This is a genomic window from Nocardioides marinus, from assembly GCF_013408145.1.
Classification (GTDB): Bacteria; Actinomycetota; Actinomycetes; order Propionibacteriales; family Nocardioidaceae; genus Nocardioides; species Nocardioides marinus.
Window position 1 is genome coordinate 3,234,666 of the sequence record NZ_JACBZI010000001.1, and the last position, 17,290, is coordinate 3,251,955.

Consider the following 17,290-nt stretch of genomic DNA (forward strand, 5'->3'; position numbering starts at 1 on the left):
CCGACGCACGCTGGTCGAGCAGCGAGCGCCAGCGAGCGGGCGTCGAGACCGGGGTGCGCTCAGGAGGTGGCGCGGCGGAACAGCAGGTACATCTCGCAGCCGAGGCAGAAGCGGAACACGGCGTTGAGGAGGGCGGCGACGAGCGCGAAGCCGATCGCCGTCTGGGCGACGACCACCGCGCCGGCGGCGTACCCGATGAGGGCGACCACGGTGAAACCGAGGCCGACGGCCTGGGCGAAGCGCGGCGGCTCAGGAGCCTCGAGCTCGGTCGGGGCGGCGAGCCGCGGCCGCACGAAGGTCTTGAACAGCCACGCGTGCGGCGTGCGCTGCACCCCGCGGGCCGCGCCCAGCGCGAAGAGCGCCGCCTGGACCGCGGTCAGGGCCAGTGCCGCCGTCGGCGGCAGCAGCAGCACGGCGACCAGGACGACCGCCGTGAGCGACGCCGCGAACTGCGGGCCGCGCGGGTCGATGCCGGCCGGGGCCGCCGTGGGGGCGACCGGCGTGGAGGTGGGGTTGAGCGTGGTGGACATGTCTCTCCTGAGGGCACCTCGGCTGCGGCGTCTCGAGGACGCGGCGAGGTGGTCGAGCGGCTGGTAAGGGGAAGGGTCAGCGCATCGACGTACGACACAGGCTCGAGCGCGAGCGGCAGTAGTCGACTGCGCGTCGCTTCGTGAGCCAGGTCGTGGACATGACAGGAACAGTAAGTCCGGGCCCCGATCTATTCCCAATCCGGATCTCACGATGCGGTCTTCGCGTCCACAATCTGGGATAAGTCGACTCCGCTACGCTGCGCGCGTGGCTTCAACAGGCGCGTCGCGGCGTACGGCGCTCATCACCGGCGTCGCCGGCCAGGACGGCGTCTACCTCGCGCGACACCTGCTGTCCCTGGGCTACCACGTGGTCGGGACGCTGCGTCCCGGCTCCCGGTGGGCCCCCACGACGCTCGGCCGGGCCTACGCCTACCTCGACGGCGTGACCCTCGTCGACCTCGACCAGCGCGACCACGAAGGCTGGGCAGCCGTCCTGGAGGGGCTGCGGCCCGACGAGGTCTACAACCTTGCCGGCTTCACCTCCGTCGGCGCCTCCTGGGGAGCCGCCGAGACCGTCGCCGAGGCCAACGGCATGGCCGTGCTGCGGATGCTCGAGGAGCTCATCCGCTTCCGCGACCGGCACGGCTGGGCGCCGCGCTTCTTCCAGCCCTCCAGCTCGGAGATGTTCGGCGTCACCGACCAGCAGCCGCAGACCGAGAACACCCCGCACCACCCGCGCTCGCCGTACGCCGCCACCAAGTCCTTCGCCCACCACCTCACGGTCAACTACCGCGAGTCCTACGGGCTGTTCACCGCCACCGGGACGCTCTACAACCACGAGTCCCCGCTGCGACCCGCGCACTTCGTCACGCGCAAGATCTCCGCCGCCGTCGCCGCCATCTCCCTGGGCCAGGCCGAGTCCGTGACGCTCGGCAACCTCGACGTCCGTCGCGACTGGGGCTTCGCCGGTGACTACGCCCGCGCCATGCACCTGGTGCTGCAGCAGGACGAGCCGGGCGACTTCATCATCGCCACCGGCGTCTCCCGCTCCCTCGCGGACGTGCTGGAGCTGGCCTTCGCCTCCGTGGGCATCGCCGAACTCGACGCCGTGGTGCAGCAGGACCCCGCCCTCATGCGCCCCGCCGACGTCGCCGAGCTCGTCGGCGACCCCACCAAGGCGCGCGAGCAGCTGGGCTGGGAGCCGAGCGTGGCCTTCGAGGACGTCATCGCCCACATGGTGCGCGTGGACGTCGAGCGGCTGCGCTCGGGCGCCGAGGAGTCCTCGGCCTACCTGACGCCCTGAGCGCTCTTTGCGGGTCCTGCACGGGCTCCGGCAGTCTCGGGCGCGTTGTCCACAGGCGCCCGGGTTCGCTCTCGCCCGATCGGGGGTAAGCACCTAGCGTGGACCCGCGCCCGCTGCCGGGGCGCGCACTCTCGGGAAGGCAGCAGCAGTGAGAAAGACCGTTCGACACGCCGTGGCGCAGGGACTCGCCGCGGGGCTCATCCTCACCCTCTCCGCCTGTGGCGGAGATCCGGAACCACGCTTCAAGGAGGAGCCCTCCCCCACGCCCAGCGAGGTCAGCAGCTCGGCGCCCATCAAGGAGGCGTGGGAGGAGAAGAGTCCCGAGGGGGCAATGGCCTTCGCGGAGCACTGGGTTGCTGAGCTCAACGCCGCGTCGCTGTCAGGCGACACGGCGGGCCTCCAGTCGGTGTCCGCCACGGACTGCTCGAGTTGCGCATCGCTCATCAAGTTCATCGACGAGACCTACGCCGGGGGCGGCGAAATTCGTGGCGGAGATTGGCGGCTGTCGAAGCTCAACTTCAGCAGCCCGGATGAAGGCCAGACCGTCGCCGTGGGCGGGACGATGAAGATCCCCGCGCAGACAGTCGTCACCCCGGAGGGTCAGCGTCAAGAGTCAGCCGCCCTTGAAGCGGACTACTTCTTCACGCTGTCCTGGAGACAAGGCTGGCAGGTTGACGTCGTGGAGACCCGCGGATGAGTTCGATTCTGCTCGGTCTGATTCTGATGGCGAATGTGCACTCTCTCGATGAGCCCGAAGTCACGGCGGGGACCAACGCACTCCACGCCCAAGTCGACCAGGTAAAGCCCGGCGACTCGACGGGATCTACCAATGGCACCTCAGCCAACCCTGGGGTGACCTACAGCCAGACTCCCGCCTGTTCGCGTGGCGACGGAGCAGGACCGTCGGTGTTCTTCGGGTGCGGCGATCGAGTCGAATGTGGGAACGACGGCACGCTCTATTGGGTCTGGCAGCACGATCCCGACGGCACCACCCGCAATCTTGGCTCGTCTTGTGCAGAACCAGGCACATCAACCGATCCGCAACTGCTGACCCCGGGGCGCATCCTCGAGGCGTTTGAGCACATCCCGCTGCCGGAGTCGCCGCTGGAGGTGCAGCCGCCGGGCGGGGTCACGCTGGTCAACTTCGACACGATCCTGCACACCGACGCGCAGCCGTTCACCGAGACCGTGCAGCTGCTCAACCGGCAGATCACCTTCGACATCGAGCCCGCGCAGTTCACCTGGACCCTGGGCGACGGCAGCACCCTGAGCACCACCGACCCGGGGCGGGCCTGGCGGGCGGGGCTGCCGATGAGCGAGTACGTCTCGCACCGATACGCCAAGGCCGGCACCGTCCAGCTCCAGCTCACCACCACCTGGTCCGCACGGTGGCGACTCCCCAACGGCCCGTGGCGTCCCGTCGACGGGACCGTCGACATCACCTCTCCCCCACAGCCGCTCGAGGTCACCACCGCTCGGCCGCAGCTCGTCTCCTACGACTGAGCCGGTTCTCCACAGATCCGCGGAGATCCGCCTCGACCCCTGGTCAATGTCGGCGGCTCGGCGTATGATTCGAACATGAGTTCGATCCCAGCGCACACTCGAGTCACCGAGGCGGCCACCGCCTCCGTCGACTCGCTGCGCCGGCTCGACCTCAGCACCGTCCCCGAGGAGCGGCTCGGCGAGCTGCTCGCCACCGCCACGCGCATCGAGTCCCAGGCCGCCGCGCTGCGCGGCGCGGTCCTCGCCGAGGCCGACCGCCGCAAGACAGCGCTGCGCACCGCCGCGACCGGCACCGACGCCTGGGCCGTCGAGTTCACCGGCGACACCCGCGAGATGAATGCCGGTGGCCTGCGGATCGCCCGCCTGCTCGAGTCGAAATACCACGCGACCCGCGACGCCTTCGCCGCCGGCCGGGTCACCAAGGCCCAGGTCCGAGTCATCGTCAACGCCGCCGAGCAGGCGCCGCTGCGCGCGACCGAGCAGCAGGTCGCCACCGCCGAGGCGTTCATCCTCGGCAAGGCCACGGGCGAGGGCCGCCGCAACGGGAAGCCGATGGACCCGAAGCGGCTGCGTCAGGCCGCGCGCCGGATGTTCGACCCGATCGATCACGAGCTCGCCGACGAGCACGAGGCGATCATGCTCGGCCGCGAGTCCAAGGGCGCCGAGCGCGAGACCTACCTCATGCTCTCCGACAACGGTGACGGCACCTGGTCGGGGCGCTTCACGATCCCCGAGCTGCACGGGCAGCTGTTCAGCTGGGTCCTCGACAAGCTCACGGCACCACGTCGGCGCAGCACCGGGCCGCTGGGTCAGGAGATCCTCGACGACGCCGCCGCGGACGGTGACGGGTGGACCCTGGGTGGTCTGGAGAAGAAGGGCCGCGCGTTCTGCGAGCTCCTCGAGCACCTCCCCACCACCGGGTGGCACCTCACCGGCGGGGGCAACGCGACGACCCTGCTGGTGCGCATCGAGTTCGACGACCTCGTACGCCGCCTCTCCGACGACATGGAGCGACTCGGCGTCGGGCGGCTCGACAACGGCGTGAAGCTCACCGCCGCCCACGTGCAGCGCCTGGCCTGCGAGGCCGAGATCGTGCCGACCATCCTCAACAGCGAGGAGGCCGTCCTGTTCCACGGCCGCGGCCAGCGCCTCCACGACCGCCACCAGCGCAACGCACTCGCCCAGCTCCACGACTCCTGCGCCATCAGCGGCTGCCAGCGACCCTTCGCCTGGTGCGAGATCCACCATCCCTACCCCTGGGCCGCCGGCGGCGGCACCGACATCACCAACGCCGTGCCCCTCTGCGGCTGGCACCACCAACGCGCCCACGACGGCGACTTCGACCTGCGTCGAGATCCACCCAACGGGCCGCATGCCTGGAAGCTCGCCCGACGCAAGCCGCTCCACGACTGGCGCAACATGCCCGAGACCGCTCCGGGCGCCGGCTACACCGTGGTCCGCAGCTGAGCCGTCCGAGCCCGCGCGAAGACCTGCCTCGCGACCCGCTGGCCGCTCAGCCTTCGACGATCCCGTCGAGGGCCGAGAGCACTGCCTCCTTGCGCGGGGCGCCGCTTGCGCGCGTCGCCTCGGTGCCCGACGCGTCGAGGATCAGCGTGGTCGGGGTGCGGAGCACGTCGAGCGCACGGACCAGCTCCAAGTGGTGCTCGGCGTCCACCTCGAGGTGGACCACCCCCGGCACCACGCCGGCCACGTCGCCCAGGATCGCCCGGGTCGCGCGGCACGGCGCGCAGAACGCCGAGGAGAACTGCAGCAGCGTCGCGCGCTCCCCCAGCTGGGCGTCCGGGAGCGCCTCCAGGACAGCGGTCCAGGCGGCGCCGACGGCCGGAGCGGTGGGGTGGTCTCGACGCCCGCTCGTCGCTGGCGCTCCTCGCTGCTCGGCCACCTCGTCCGGCTGCTCGACCAGCCGTCCGGGGGCGTTCTTGAAGCGACCGTCGGTGCGGGCGCGGTAGAGGCCGAAGCCCAGAGCCAGCACGACGGCGATCACGACGATGGTCAGACCGGTGCCCATAGGGGGATCAACCTAGCGCCCGGGAGCAGCATTCCCGTCGGCCTCTGCCAGCCGGGCACGCAGCCGCTCGACCTCCGCCTCCAGCTCCAGCACCCGCGCGATGCCGGCGATGTTGAGCCCGTCGGCCAGCAGGTCGCGGATGCGGTGCAGCACCTCGATGTCGGCCTGCGAGTACAGCCTCGTCCCCCCGGACGTGCGGTCCGGGGTCAACAGCCCGCGCCGCTCGTACACCCGCAGGTTCTGCACCTCCATCCGCACCATGTCCGCGGCCACCGAGATCGCGAACACCCCGTGCGTGCGGTGGGCGTGCGGTCGTTGACCGCGCTGGGGAGCAGAGGGGCTCATGGGCTTGATTTTCCATGATCTTCGGAATACAACAAACCTGTAACCGTTGATACAGGTAAGCGGGGCTCACGCAGACCCGCCGCCGAATGCCATCCGCACCCGAGAACACCACAGAGGAGGAACCCCCATGCTGCTCCGTACCGCCGACCCCTTCCGTGACTTCGACCGCCTGACCCAGCAGCTGCTGGGGACCACCAACCGCCCGGCCGTCATGCCGATGGACGCGTGGCGGGAGGGCGAGCGCTTCGTCATCGAGTTCGACCTGCCGGGCGTCTCCCGCGAGTCGATCGACCTCGACGTCGAGCACAACGTCCTGACCGTCCGCGCCGAGCGCGTCGCCCGCAACGGCGACTGGGAGCGACTGGCCTCCGAGCGTCCGACCGGCCAGTTCAGCCGTCAGCTCGTCCTCGGCGACAACCTCGACCTCGACCGGATCGAGGCGACGTACGACGCCGGCGTGCTGCGCCTGGTCGTCCCGGTCGCCGAGAAGGCCAAGCCGCGCAAGATCGAGATCGCCGGCGCCTCCCCCGAGAAGGAGACCGCCGCGATCGAGTCCTGATCGGGAGTCACGCACGCCACGACAGGACGGGACGAGGGCCCGGGAGCACCTGCTCCCGGGCCCTCGCGCACGTCCGCAGCGGTCGCATGGCGCCCCGACCGGTCCAGACCACCTCAGGTTCCACCCATCCGAGCCGATTCCTGGTGTCGAACGTGGGGTATCGGACTCGGGAGAGAACGTGGAGGACCCATGGAGACAACCCTTGTGGTGACGCTGGCCGCGCTGGCGTGGTTGCTCCTGCCTCTTCCTCTTGCCGTCGCCTGCGGGCGGGCCTTCGACGGCGGAAGCCGCGTGGAGGACCCACTCACCCGCCCGCGAACGGCGGCAGGAACTCCACGGTCTCCCCGGGCCTGACGGTCACCGAGGCCGGGTCGGCCTTCCCCACCGGCTGCTCGCCGATCAGCGCCGAGCACGCCCCCAGCACCTCGCCCAGCCGCGTGCCGGGGTGCAGGTCGATCGCGCGACGGCGTACCTCCTCCAGCGTCAACGCCGTCCGCGTCACGAGCTCGTCACGATCCGTGCCGGCCGCGTGCTTGGCGCCCGCCCAGTAGCGGACCGCGATGATCTGCGTCTCATCCAGCACCGAAAGCCTCCTATGTGACGCGGACATTTCTGTAGGGTGAGTGAAGTATCAACGGCCGGAGCCCAGCGTCGCGTTTCGGTCCCCGCCCCATTGGGAGGAGACCACAGATGAGCACACTCCTGCTCCTGACCAGCGCCCTGCAGCCCTCCGCCGAGGTGCTCCCCGGCCTCGCGCTGCTCGGTCACCACGTGAAGATCCTGCCCGCCGAGGGAAGCGCGCTGCTCGAGGCTCCCGAGGCCGACCTGCTCCTCGTCGACGGCCGCCAGGACCTCGCCCACGCCCGCGACCTGTGCCGGCTGATCCGCACCACCGGCACCGAGGTCCCCGTCCTCCTCGTCACCACCGAGGGCGGCCTGTCGGTCGTCTCCCACGACTGGGGCATGGACGACGTCGTGCTGCACACCTGCGGCCCCGCCGAGCTCGAGGCCCGCATCAAGCTGGCCATCGGACGACTCAGCGCCGCCCGCGACGCCGCCGACCCGGACGCACACGTCATCCGCTCCGGGGAGGTCGTCGTCGACGACGCGACCTACACCGCCAAGGTCGGCAAGCGCACCCTCGACCTCACCTTCAAGGAGTTCGAGCTCCTGAAGTTCCTCGCCCAGCACCCCGGCCGCGTCTTCAGCCGCCAGCAGCTGCTGCAGGAGGTGTGGGGCTACGACTACTTCGGCGGCACCCGCACCGTCGACGTCCACGTACGCCGCCTGCGCGCCAAGCTCGGCCCCGAGAACGAGACCCTCATCGGCACCGTGCGCAACGTCGGCTACCGCTTCGTGCTCCCCACCAAGGAGTCCAAGCAGGCCGAGTCCGACGCCCGCATCACCGAGGAGACCCGCGTCGACGCCTGAGCCGTCGATCGACCCCTTGAGCGCGGGTTAGCCTCGAGCGCGTGACCCCCGAGGAGACCCGACAGGTCCTGCACGTCGCCGCCCGCGCGGAGGCCGCGGACGGCACCGGCCCGCTGGACGAGGCCACGCTGCTGGAGATCCGGCTGCGCCCCGACGACGTGCGCGGCTGGGTGCGCCCCGAGGGGTTCGGCCTCCTCATCGAGGACCAGATCCACCTCTGCGTCGACCCCGACCAGCGTGACTCCGGCGTGGGCGGCGAGCTGCTCGAGGCGCTGCTCACCGACGTCTGGCCCCGTCGCTCGCTCGAGGCCTGGTCGCACGCCGACCACCCGGCGGCGCGCCGGCTGGCCGCGCGGCACGACTTCGACGTCGTGCGGGAGATGTGGGTGATGCGCCGACCCGCGGCCGAGCCGCTCCCGCCGCTCGAGCTGCCCGACGGCGTACGCATCCGGGGGTTCGAGCCCGCCGACACCGACGCCCTGCTGGCGCTGAACGCCGCCTCCTTCGCCGACCACCCCGAGCAGGGGGCGATGGACGAGGCCGGCTTCGCCGAGCGGTGCGCCGAGTCGTGGTTCGACCCCGCCGGGCTGCTCATCGCCATCGACACCACCTCCGGCGCCGACGGCACGATGCTCGGCTTCCACTGGACCAAGATCCACGACCGCGACCACGGCGAGGTCTACGTCGTCGGCGTCTCCCCCGCCTCCCAGGGCCGCGGCCTGGGGCGGCTGCTCACCCTCGCCGGGCTGCACCACCTGCACGACCGGGGGGTGCGCGAGGTGATCCTCTACGTCGAGTCCGACAATGCCCCCGCGATCAGGATCTACCGCGACAAGCTGGGCTTCACGCACCAGCAGCGTGACACCCACGTGATGTATCGCCGCTGAGCGGACACCACCCGTCCCCGGCCGGGGATCCGGCCTCGACACGCGTCATGTGCGCAGGTCAGACACCCCCGGGGGCATGTGGTCTAGATCACCCATCCGCCACGACGAAGCAGTAGTGCTTTCCGGGCGGCGGAAAGTTAAAGTGCGCGGCGTACGGCAGCCTTCCCGCTCTCCCCTCGGGACCGAACAGCGCCGTTCCGGCCCCTGCCCCATCCCTGCCATCCCGGTGGAGAACCTGTGCTCAAGAAGCTCCGGCGACGCATCCGATGCCGCCTGAAGTACGGTCACGCCTGTCCTCACGTCGCGTCGTTCCACTGAGACGACGCGTCCTCCGACCGAGCCCCTGCGGGCTCGCCGCGAACGACTCCCGGGGTGGTCCTGAGACTCCCACTCCGGGAGTCTCGTGCTTTCCGGAGGTCGCGCGGTCGCCTCAGCGCAGCTTCGGGCGGACGTGCAGGCCCACCTCGGGGTCCACGACGACCTCCTGGGCCGCCGGCATCCCCTCGACCTCGAGGGTGACCTCGAGCGGGACGTTGCGCTTGACCAGCCCCAGCGCGATCGGGCCGAGCTCGTGGTGGCGGGCCGAGGAGCCCACGAAGCCGACGGTCTTGGTCGCCTCCCCCGAGCCCATCAGCAGCTCCGCGCCGCGGGCGGGGAGCCGGTTCTCGGTGCCGTCGAGGTGCAGCAGCGTCAGCCGGCGCGGGGGCCGCCCGAGCGTGTGCACGCGCGCGACGGTCTCCTGCCCGCGGTAGCAGCCCTTGTCCAGGTGCACCGCCGGCCCGATCCACCCCACCTCGTTGGGGATGGTGCGGGCGTCGGTGTCGACCAGGTGGCGGGGCTCCCCGCGCGAGATCCGCAGCGCCTCGAAGGCCCACAGCCCGCACGCCGGGCCGGCCGCCTGCGCGTAGGCCTCGAGCTCGCCGCGCGGCACCAGGTCGTACGTCGGAGCGTCGGGGCGTGAACGCCAGGCCACGGCCCAGTCGTCGGTGACCTCGGCGAGCTCCACGCGGGTCATGAAGACCATCCGGCCCAGCCACTCCAGGAGCGGCCCAGCGGCCCCGGGCTCGGTGTGCGCCCAGAACGACTCGCCGTCGTCGTACCCGGTGAACGCGTGCTCGACGTGCCCCTGCGGGGAGAGGATCAGCGCGGTGGTCCACTCGCGGGGCGCGAGGGCGAGGAAGTGCTGGGTGGTCAGCGAGTGCAGCCAGGTCAGCCGCTCCGGGCCGCTGATGCGGACGACGTCGCGGTGGGAGAGGTCCACGAAGCCCTCACCGGACTCCAGGGTGCGCTGCTCGGTGTTGAACGAGCCGTAGTGCGCGGCGACCGGGGCGTCGACGCCGTCTCCGGCGACCGCGCCGGGGAGGGACACGAGCAGGGGGCTGGCCTGGACGCTGGTCATGCGCGCTTCAACCGCGCCCACAGGTGGGGCTGCAGCTCCTGGCCGACCGCGGCCATGTCGTAGGCGTAGAGCAGGTCGCCCTCGACGTTGCCGTAGAGGCGGTGCCCGGCGGTGACCTCCTTGGCGGTCTCGGTGTAGCCGACGCCCGCGGTGCGCAGCTCGAGCTTGCCGTCGGCGGCCTCGCCGTACCAGATCTCGGAGAAGCCGATGTTGTGCGCGAGCACCAGCTCGACCTTGCCCGGCTCCGGACAGCGCAGGAAGCCGGTCTCCTGGGCCGCGTCGCGGACCTTCTCACCGTGCTCGTCGATCACCCACGAGCGGGCGAAGTAGTGCAGGAAGGGCCGGCCGTCCTGCTGGAAGACCACCTCCTGGCCGTACTGGAACGGCTCGATCGTCGGGTAGTCACCGTGGCCGTTGCCGATCCAGCTGCCGAGCAGCCAGGCGACGGGTCCACAGTTCGGGTGCAGGTTGGGAGGGAGCTCGAACGCCACCACCCCACCCTAACGACCGACTCCGCCTACCCTGGAGCCATGACTCCTCGGCTGCTGGTGAAGGTGACCTGCGCCGCGGACGCGCCCGAGCGGGCCAACCAGGCCTTCACGGTCGCCGCCGCGGCCTGCGCGGCAGGAGCTTCGGTATCGCTGTGGCTCACCGGGGACGCCGCCTGGTGGGCCGTGCCCGACAAGGGGCCCGACCTCGGGCTGGAGCACGCCCGCCCCGTGGAGGACCTGCTCGGAACGGTGCTCGACCTGGGCCGGGTGACGCTGTGCAGCCAGTGCGCCGAGCGGCGCGGCATCACCGCGGAGGACCTGCGCCCGCGCGTGACGATCGCCGGCGCGGCGTCCTTCGTGGAGGAGGCGCTCGGCGACGGCGTCCAGGCGCTCGTCTACTGACCCCTCCTCACCTGCGCCGACGCCGCGTGGGCGCCGCTCTGGACCGCCCACGTGACTGGCGCCGCACCTCCCGGGCGGGAGGGCGTGTTCTCGGTAGGCTGCCGCCACGATGAGCTCCCCCGACTCCCCCCCTGAGACCTCCGCCGGCTCCGCGACCGGTGGGGACTCCGGTCGACGCTGGCTGCGCCGCAAGGACGCCGGCCCGTCCCTGGAGGAGCTCGAGGCCCGCATCGCCGAGCAGACCGCCGCCGCGGAGCGCTTCGCCACGCTGCGCGCCGCCGCCGAGAAGGCCGCCGCCGAGTCCGCCGCGGAGCGGATGATCGCCGAGGAGTCCGCCGCGACCGCCTTGCGGGGGCGCAGCGAGTCCGACACCCGTCTCACCGAGGCCCAGGCCCGGCTCGAGGAGGCCCTGGCCGCCCGCGAGGCCGCCGAGTCCGCGCTCGCCGAGGCGGTCAGTGCGCGCGAGGCCGCCGAGGTGGTGCTGCAGGAGGCCTACGCTGCGCGCGAGGCCGCCGAGACCGTCGCGCAGGAGGCCCAGGAGGCCGCCAGCGAGCAGGCCCGCCGCCGAGCCGCCGCGGACTCCAGTGCCGCGGCCGCCGCCAACGCCCGCGAGGCCGCGGAGGTCATCGCCGCCGAGCAGGCCGCAGCTGCCGAGGAGGCGTTCGCCCAGCGGGAGGCCGCCGAGGCCGCCGCCCGCGCGAAGGCGGAGGAGGCCGAGGCCGCGTACGCCGCGCGCCTGGAGGCCGAGGAGATCACCCGCGCGCACGCCGACGCCGCCACCCACGCCCACTCGGACCGGGAGAACGCCGAGCACGACGCGCGGACCGCCCACGAGTCCGCCGCGGCCGCCCACGCCGACCGCGAGGCAGCCGAGGAGGCGGCCACCGCCTCCGCCGAGGCCCGCGCCGAGGCCGACCGCGTCGCCGCCGAGCACGCCGCCGCCCGCACCGCCGCGGAGGAGGCCGCCACCGAGCAGGCACGCCTGGCAGCTGAGGCGCACACCGCCCGCACCGAGGCCGAGGAGGCCGCCCGCACCGCCGCCGCACTGGCCGCCGAGGCGCAGACCGCCCGGGAGGCCGCCGAGGAGGCGGCCCGGCTGCTCGGGGAGTTCGCCGAGCACGCGCAGTCCGACCGTCGCGAGGCCGAGCAGGCCGCCACCGCCGCACAGGAGCTCGCGGCCGCCGCCCACGCCGCCCGGGAGGCCGCCGAAGCAGCGGCCACCGCCTCCGCCGAGGCCCGTGCCGAGGCCGACCGCGTCGCCGCCGAGCACGCCGCCGCCCGCACCGAGGCCGACGAGGCAGCCACCGAGCAGGCACGCCTCGCAGCCGAGGCCCACACGGCGCGCACCGAGGCCGAGGAGGCCGCCCGCGCCGCCGCCGCGCTGGCCGCCGAGGCGCAGGCCGGGCGCGAGGCCGCCGAGCAGGCCGCCGCCGCCCAGGGCGAGGCCGCCCGTGCCGCGGCCGAGGCCGAGACCGCCGCCCACGAGGCGTCCGCGGCAGCGGCCGCCGACGCCGAGGCCGCGCACACCGCGCGGGCCGCCGCCGAGTCGGCCGCTGAGGCTGCACTCGCCGCCGCGACCGAGGCGCACGAGGGACGCACCGCCGCCGACGAGGCCGCCCGGGTCGCCGCCGAGGCCCGCACCGCCGCCGAGCAGGCCGCCACCGAGCAGACCGAGGCCGCGCTCGCGGCCCACACCGCCCGCACCGAGGCCGAGGAGGCCGCCCGCGCCGCCGCCGCGCACGCCGGCGAGGCGCTGGCGCAGCGCGAGGCCGCCGAGCAGGCCGCGACCGCACAGGCCGAGCAGGCTGCGGCCGCGGCCACCGCCGAGACCGAGGCCCACGGCGCCGCCGCCGCGGCCGCCGAGTCGCTGCGCGTCGCGGTCGAGGCACGCGAGCAGGCCGAGGCGCTGGCCGCGGAGCAGTCCCGCGTGGCCCAGGAGGCGCTCGCCGCCCGCACCGCCGCCGAGACGGCCGCCGAGGAGGCGGCCCGGGCCCGCGCGAAGGCCGAGGAGGACGCGCAGACCCACGCCGAGCTCGCCGCGCAGGCAGCAGCCGAGCGCGAGGCTGCCGAGCGTCGTACGACGCAGGTGCTGGGGGAGCTGCAGGAGGCCCTCGACGCCCGTGCTGCCGCCGAGGCGAAGGCCATCGAGGCGATCACCGCACGCGCCGACGCCGAGGAGGCCGCCAGCCAGCGCGGCATCGACCGGCAGTCGGTCGAGGCGTCCGTGCGCCACCAGGCCGAGATCGCCGAGGCCGAGATGGCCGCCCGGATCGAGGCCGAGCGCCGCGCCGCCGCGCTGGCCGTCGAGCTCGCCGAGGCCCGCGAGGAGCTGCTCGAGGGTGCCGGCCGGCACCGCCGCTTCGGCCTCGGCGCCACCACCGGGTCGATCCCCCGCGTGACCGCCGAGCTCGCGCAGGATGCCCCCGTCGATGCCGCCGTCGATGCCCCCGTCGCTGGTCGAGGTGCGACGAGCGCCGGCGACGCCCCCGCTGGTCGAGGTGCGACGAGCGCCAGCGAGGAGCCTCGAGACCCCGTGACCACGGCTGCAGCCGTCACCTCCGCAGTCGCACTCCCGGCCCGCCGCAGCCGAGTCCCGTTCGTCGCCGGCGGCCTGGCGGTCGTGGCCCTGGCCCTGGCCGGCCTCGCGCTGGCGACCGGGCGCGGGACCGAGCCCGCCGGCATCGCTGCCGTCCTGCTCGTGGTGCTGCTGGCCGTCGTGGCCGTGCGCGCCCGGCGTACCTCCGCCCAGGTCACCATCGACGACCACGGCGTCGTCGACATCCGCTCCGGCGACTCCCACCACCGCTTCGACGTCTACGACGCCAGCACCGAACTGGAGATCGTCGGCGTGCCCGGCCAGCGCGGCTGGGAGGTGCGGTTCAAGCGCCGCTCCCTGCCGCCGGTGGTGGTGACCGCGTCGATGGTCGACCCCGAGGCGTTCAGCCGCGAGCTGCGGCGCTGGCGCCCGGGGCTGTAGCCCGACCGCCGGTCTCTCAGTGCAGCCCGGCGCGCACCGCGTCGGCGATCTCGGCCACGGCGGCCGGGCCCGAGCGTCCGGCACCGGTGACGTTGAAGAAGCTGTGGATCAGGCCGTCGAAGCGTCGGCGGGTCACGGTGACGCCGGCCTTCTCGAGCAGGTCGGCGTACGCCTCGCCCTCGTCGCGCAGCGGGTCGAACCCGGCCGTGCAGAGGTACGCCGGCGCCAGGCCCTGCGGCAGGTCGGCCAGCATCACCGAGAACCGCGGGTCGTCGAGGTGGGCCTCGTCGGCGACGTAGGACTCCGAGGCCCGGTCCATGAAGAGCCGGGACAAGAAGAAGCCCTCGTCGAAGAGCCGCATGGAGAGGAACTCCTCGCTGCCGTCGCGTGCGCCGTGGCGGGCGTCGGTGAGCGGGTAGACCAGCAGCTGCAGGCGGCAGGGCAGACCGGTGCGGGCGGCGTGGATCGCGGTGGCCGCCGCGAGGTTGCCGCCGGCGGAGTCGCCGCCGACGCCGATGCGTTCCGGGTCCGCACCGAGCTCGCGGGCGTGGTCGACGACCCAGTGGTAGGCCCGCTCGGCGTCGTCGTGGGCGGCGGGGAACGGGTGCTCGGGGCCCTGGTGGTACTCCACGGACAGCACGCGTACGCCGGCCCGCTCGGCGATCAGCCGGCACGGAGCGTCGTGGGTATCGATGTCGCCCACGAAGAAGCCGCCGCCGTGGAAGAAGACCAGCAGCGGGTCGGAGTCACCGGTCGAGGAGGTGGGGACGTAGAGCCGCGCCGGGAGCCCGGCGGCGGTCAGGTCGCGGACCTCGCCGATGGGCAGGTCGCCACCGGCCTGCGCGGCCTCGTGCCGGGTGGCCGCACGCGCCTTGTCGATGGGGAGCGTCTCCACGGCGGGCAGCCGGGCGGCCTTCTTCAGCCGCAGCATCAGCTGCAGGTCGGTGGCGAGGGTGTCGCCGTCGAGCTCGACGGGCCTGCCGGCCAGGCGGCGCTGCAGGCCCTCGGGGAGGCCGAGCACGGTGGTGAGCAGGCGCCGCTCGACGGCGTCGCGGGCGCGGGTCAGAGCAGTCACCTACCGGAGAGTAGTCGGGCGCAGCCCGGCGCGGCAGTCCCGTCCGGCGTACTGAGGCGAGGTCTCGCGCGGCGTCTGGGACGGGGCCTGCGCCGAGGTCACCTCGCGTTCACCCGGCGGTGACAGGATGGGCGGCATGTCCGCCGAGATCGTGCCCACCCGGGAAGAGGGAGTCTCCGACGCCGCACCGGAGGAGCCGTTCGACGTCGAGCCGCCCTACGTGCCCGACCACGAGGTGCTGGCGGAGGTCGAGGCCTTCGAGGACCGCTTCCTGGACCGCGAGCTGTCCTGGCTGCGGTTCAACCAGCGCGTGCTCGAGCTCGCGGAGGACCCGACCATCCCGCTGCTGGAGCGGGTGCGGTTCCTGGCGATCTTCACCAGCAACCTCGATGAGTTCTTCATGGTCCGCGTCGCCGGCCTCAAGCGCCGCATCACCGCGGGCGTGGCGGTCAAGGCCGCCTCCGGGCTGATGCCGCGCGAGGTGCTCGAGCAGATCCTCACCGTCAGCGGCGAGCTCAGCCACCGCCAGGCACAGCTGTTCAAGGACGAGATCGTGCCGGCGCTCAACGCCGAGGGCATCGAGCTGGTCCGCTGGGCCGACCTGGACAAGGCCGAGCAGAAGCAGTGCAAGCGGATGTTCAAGGAGCGGATCTTCCCGGTCCTCACCCCGCTGGCGGTCGACCCCGCCCACCCCTTCCCCTACATCTCCGGGCTCTCGCTCAACCTCGCGGTGCTGCTGCGCAACCCCAAGAGCGACAAGCAGCACTTCGCGCGGGTGAAGGTGCCGCCGATCTTCAGCCGCTTCGTCCCGCTGGGCGAGCAGCGCTTCGTGCCGCTCGAGGACGTCATCGCCGAGCACCTCAACCGGCTCTTCCCCGGCATGGAGATCCAGCAGGTGCACTCCTTCCGGGTCACCCGCAACGAGGACCTCGAGGTCGAGGAGGACGACGCCGAGAACCTCCTCGCCGCCCTGGAGAAGGAGCTGCTGCGCCGCCGCTTCGGCCCGCCGGTGCGCCTGGAGGTCGAGGAGTCCATCGACCCCGCCGTCCTCGAGCTGCTGGTCGGCGAGCTCGGCGTCAGCCAGGACGAGGTCTACCGGCTCCCCGGCCCGCTGGACCTGCGCGGCCTGCACGGCATCGCCGACCTCTCCCGCGAGGAGCTGAAGTACCCCGCGTTCCTCCCCACCACCCACCACCGCCTCGCCGAGGTGGAGTCGGCTGCACCGGTCGACGTCTTCAAGGCCGCGCGCCGCAACGACGTGCTGCTGCACCACCCCTACGACTCCTTCTCGACCTCGGTGCAGCGCTTCATCGAGCAGGCCGCCGCCGACCCGCACGTGCTGGCGATCAAGCAGACGCTCTACCGCACGTCGGGTGACTCCCCGATCATCGACGCCCTCATCGACGCCGCCGAGGCCGGCAAGCAGGTGCTGGTCATCGTCGAGATCAAGGCCCGCTTCGACGAGCAGGCCAACATCCGCTGGGCGCGCAAGCTCGAGCAGGCCGGCTGCCACGTCGTGTACGGCGTCGTCGGCCTCAAGACCCACTGCAAGCTGGCGATGGTCGTCCGCGACGAGGGCGACCACCACGGCATCCGCCGCTACGCCCACATCGGCACCGGCAACTACAACCCCAAGACCTCCCGGATGTACGAGGACCTCGGGCTGATCACCACCGACGAGCGGGTCACCGAGGACGTCGCGCACCTGTTCAACAACCTCTCCGGCTGGTCGCGCAACGCGTCGTACGCCGAGCTGCTGGTCGCCCCCGACTCCGTCCGCTCCGGGCTGGTCGAGCAGGTCCACGCCGAGATCGCCCACCACAAGGCCGGTCGCCCCGCCCGGATCCGCCTCAAGGCCAACTCGGTCGTCGACGAGGCGCTCATCGACTCGCTCTACCTCGCCTCGCGCGAGGGGGTGCCCGTCGAGCTGCTGGTGCGCGGGATCTGCGCGCTGCGCCCCGGCGTCCCCGGGCTCTCCGAGAACATCACGGTCCGCTCCGTGCTCGGGCGCTTCCTCGAGCACAGCCGGATCTTCTGGTTCGAGAACGGCGGCGACCCGCAGGCCTGGATCGGCTCGGCCGACATGATGCACCGCAACCTCGACCGTCGCGTCGAGGTGCTGGTGCGGCTTCCCGACGCCGACTCCGTCGCCGAGGTCGGGCAGCTGCTCGACCTCGCCTTCGCCGAGGACACCACGGCCTGGCTGCTGGACTCCGACGGCGGCTGGAAGCGCAACAGCGGCGAGGTGCACCTGCAGGAGGAGCTCATCGAGCGGCAGAAGCGCCGGCGTACCAGCGCCTGAGGCGCCCGGGGGCCACCCTCCCGCGACCCGGCGACGCCTGGGCGGCCCACCGTTCGG

17 protein-coding genes are annotated in these 17,290 nt (G+C 72.8%); 10 read left to right on the top strand and 7 right to left on the bottom strand.

What is annotated here, in order from left to right:
• Window positions 1-59 precede the first annotated feature (59 nt).
• Window positions 60-530 (bottom strand): DUF4395 domain-containing protein, encoded by a 471-nt coding sequence (locus BKA05_RS15330; protein ID WP_179532206.1) that lies wholly within the window; start codon window positions 528-530, stop codon window positions 60-62.
• 265 nt (window positions 531-795) lie between these two features.
• On the opposite strand from BKA05_RS15330, the gene BKA05_RS15335 reads away from it, so the two are divergent.
• The 4 genes from BKA05_RS15335 (at window position 796) to BKA05_RS15350 (ending at window position 4,803) form a co-directional block, all read left to right on the top strand.
• On the top strand, window positions 796-1,833 hold the full coding sequence (locus BKA05_RS15335; protein ID WP_298759988.1) for a GDP-mannose 4,6-dehydratase: 1,038 nt from the start codon (window positions 796-798) through the stop codon (window positions 1,831-1,833).
• A gap of 172 nt (window positions 1,834-2,005) precedes the next feature.
• On the top strand, window positions 2,006-2,530 hold the full coding sequence (locus tag BKA05_RS15340) for a DUF6318 family protein (protein ID WP_179532208.1): 525 nt from the start codon (window positions 2,006-2,008) through the stop codon (window positions 2,528-2,530).
• Complete coding sequence (locus BKA05_RS15345) at window positions 2,527-3,336, top strand: hypothetical protein (RefSeq protein WP_179532209.1); 810 nt, start codon at window positions 2,527-2,529, stop codon at window positions 3,334-3,336. The genes BKA05_RS15340 and BKA05_RS15345 overlap by 4 nt, the downstream gene beginning before the upstream one ends.
• Before the next feature lie 75 nt (window positions 3,337-3,411).
• The gene (locus BKA05_RS15350) at window positions 3,412-4,803 is read left to right on the top strand and encodes an HNH endonuclease signature motif containing protein (protein ID WP_179532210.1); all 1,392 of its coding nucleotides are present in this window, start codon (window positions 3,412-3,414) and stop codon (window positions 4,801-4,803) included.
• Window positions 4,804-4,849: 46 nt separating this feature from the next.
• Here BKA05_RS15350 and BKA05_RS15355 read toward each other — a convergent pair whose 3' ends face one another.
• Together BKA05_RS15355 and BKA05_RS15360 are read right to left on the bottom strand one after the other, a co-directional pair.
• Window positions 4,850-5,365 (bottom strand): TlpA family protein disulfide reductase, encoded by a 516-nt coding sequence (locus BKA05_RS15355; RefSeq protein ID WP_179532211.1) that lies wholly within the window; start codon window positions 5,363-5,365, stop codon window positions 4,850-4,852.
• A gap of 12 nt (window positions 5,366-5,377) precedes the next feature.
• Window positions 5,378-5,710 (bottom strand): MerR family transcriptional regulator, encoded by a 333-nt coding sequence (locus BKA05_RS15360; RefSeq protein ID WP_179532212.1) that lies wholly within the window; start codon window positions 5,708-5,710, stop codon window positions 5,378-5,380.
• A 127-nt stretch (window positions 5,711-5,837) separates the two neighbouring features.
• Here BKA05_RS15360 and BKA05_RS15365 point away from each other — a divergent pair, with 127 nt between their 5' ends.
• Window positions 5,838-6,269, top strand: a complete 432-nt coding sequence (locus tag BKA05_RS15365) for an Hsp20/alpha crystallin family protein (RefSeq protein WP_179532213.1) — start codon at window positions 5,838-5,840, stop codon at window positions 6,267-6,269.
• 304 nt (window positions 6,270-6,573) lie between these two features.
• On the opposite strand, the gene BKA05_RS15370 is transcribed toward BKA05_RS15365, so the two are convergent.
• Complete coding sequence (locus tag BKA05_RS15370; protein ID WP_343045701.1) at window positions 6,574-6,852, bottom strand: MoaD/ThiS family protein; 279 nt, start codon at window positions 6,850-6,852, stop codon at window positions 6,574-6,576.
• Between the two features lie 107 nt (window positions 6,853-6,959).
• Here BKA05_RS15370 and BKA05_RS15375 point away from each other — a divergent pair, with 107 nt between their 5' ends.
• Both BKA05_RS15375 and mshD read left to right on the top strand, forming a co-directional pair.
• On the top strand, window positions 6,960-7,700 hold the full coding sequence (locus tag BKA05_RS15375; RefSeq protein WP_179532215.1) for a response regulator transcription factor: 741 nt from the start codon (window positions 6,960-6,962) through the stop codon (window positions 7,698-7,700).
• A gap of 41 nt (window positions 7,701-7,741) precedes the next feature.
• Window positions 7,742-8,587, top strand: a complete 846-nt coding sequence (gene mshD, locus BKA05_RS15380) for a mycothiol synthase (protein ID WP_179532216.1) — start codon at window positions 7,742-7,744, stop codon at window positions 8,585-8,587.
• Window positions 8,588-9,017: 430 nt separating this feature from the next.
• Here mshD and ygfZ read toward each other — a convergent pair whose 3' ends face one another.
• Window positions 9,018-9,986 carry a CAF17-like 4Fe-4S cluster assembly/insertion protein YgfZ gene (ygfZ, locus tag BKA05_RS15385; protein WP_179532217.1) on the bottom strand — a complete coding sequence of 323 codons (969 nt, stop codon included), beginning with the start codon at window positions 9,984-9,986 and terminating at the stop codon, window positions 9,018-9,020.
• Entirely contained in the window at window positions 9,983-10,477 is a 495-nt protein-coding gene (locus BKA05_RS15390) for a heme-binding beta-barrel domain-containing protein (RefSeq protein ID WP_179532218.1), read from the bottom strand. Before BKA05_RS15390 ends, ygfZ begins: the two co-directional genes overlap by 4 nt.
• Window positions 10,478-10,516: 39 nt before the next feature.
• Between BKA05_RS15390 and BKA05_RS15395 the strand changes: the two genes are divergently transcribed.
• Both BKA05_RS15395 and BKA05_RS15400 read left to right on the top strand, forming a co-directional pair.
• A complete protein-coding gene (locus BKA05_RS15395; protein ID WP_179532219.1) occupies window positions 10,517-10,879 on the top strand; it encodes a DsrE family protein in 363 nt (120 codons plus the stop codon).
• Window positions 10,880-10,988: 109 nt separating this feature from the next.
• Window positions 10,989-13,856: a hypothetical protein gene (locus tag BKA05_RS15400; RefSeq protein ID WP_179532220.1), complete on the top strand. Its 2,868-nt coding sequence runs from the start codon at window positions 10,989-10,991 to the stop codon at window positions 13,854-13,856.
• Window positions 13,857-13,872: 16 nt separating this feature from the next.
• Here BKA05_RS15400 and BKA05_RS15405 read toward each other — a convergent pair whose 3' ends face one another.
• Window positions 13,873-14,931, bottom strand: a complete 1,059-nt coding sequence (locus BKA05_RS15405; RefSeq protein ID WP_343045702.1) for an alpha/beta hydrolase — start codon at window positions 14,929-14,931, stop codon at window positions 13,873-13,875.
• A 136-nt stretch (window positions 14,932-15,067) separates the two neighbouring features.
• Between BKA05_RS15405 and BKA05_RS15410 the strand changes: the two genes are divergently transcribed.
• Window positions 15,068-17,233: an RNA degradosome polyphosphate kinase gene (locus BKA05_RS15410; protein WP_179532221.1), complete on the top strand. Its 2,166-nt coding sequence runs from the start codon at window positions 15,068-15,070 to the stop codon at window positions 17,231-17,233.
• The last annotated feature ends 57 nt before the right edge of the window (window positions 17,234-17,290 follow it).

Excerpts from the sequence above, each read along its gene's own strand:
- BKA05_RS15395 (WP_179532219.1), top strand. The coding sequence starts at position 10,517 with ATGACTCCTCGGCTGCTGGTGAAGGTGACCTGCGCCGCGGACGCGCCC.
- BKA05_RS15330 (WP_179532206.1), bottom strand. The coding sequence starts at position 530 with ATGTCCACCACGCTCAACCCCACCTCCACGCCGGTCGCCCCCACGGCG.
- BKA05_RS15355 (WP_179532211.1), bottom strand. The coding sequence starts at position 5,365 with ATGGGCACCGGTCTGACCATCGTCGTGATCGCCGTCGTGCTGGCTCTG.
- BKA05_RS15350 (WP_179532210.1), top strand. The coding sequence starts at position 3,412 with ATGAGTTCGATCCCAGCGCACACTCGAGTCACCGAGGCGGCCACCGCC.
- BKA05_RS15400 (WP_179532220.1), top strand. The coding sequence starts at position 10,989 with ATGAGCTCCCCCGACTCCCCCCCTGAGACCTCCGCCGGCTCCGCGACC.
- BKA05_RS15345 (WP_179532209.1), top strand. The coding sequence starts at position 2,527 with ATGAGTTCGATTCTGCTCGGTCTGATTCTGATGGCGAATGTGCACTCT.
- BKA05_RS15410 (WP_179532221.1), top strand. The coding sequence starts at position 15,068 with ATGTCCGCCGAGATCGTGCCCACCCGGGAAGAGGGAGTCTCCGACGCC.
- BKA05_RS15360 (WP_179532212.1), bottom strand. The coding sequence starts at position 5,710 with ATGAGCCCCTCTGCTCCCCAGCGCGGTCAACGACCGCACGCCCACCGC.
- ygfZ (WP_179532217.1), bottom strand. The coding sequence starts at position 9,986 with ATGACCAGCGTCCAGGCCAGCCCCCTGCTCGTGTCCCTCCCCGGCGCG.
- BKA05_RS15375 (WP_179532215.1), top strand. The coding sequence starts at position 6,960 with ATGAGCACACTCCTGCTCCTGACCAGCGCCCTGCAGCCCTCCGCCGAG.
- BKA05_RS15365 (WP_179532213.1), top strand. The coding sequence starts at position 5,838 with ATGCTGCTCCGTACCGCCGACCCCTTCCGTGACTTCGACCGCCTGACC.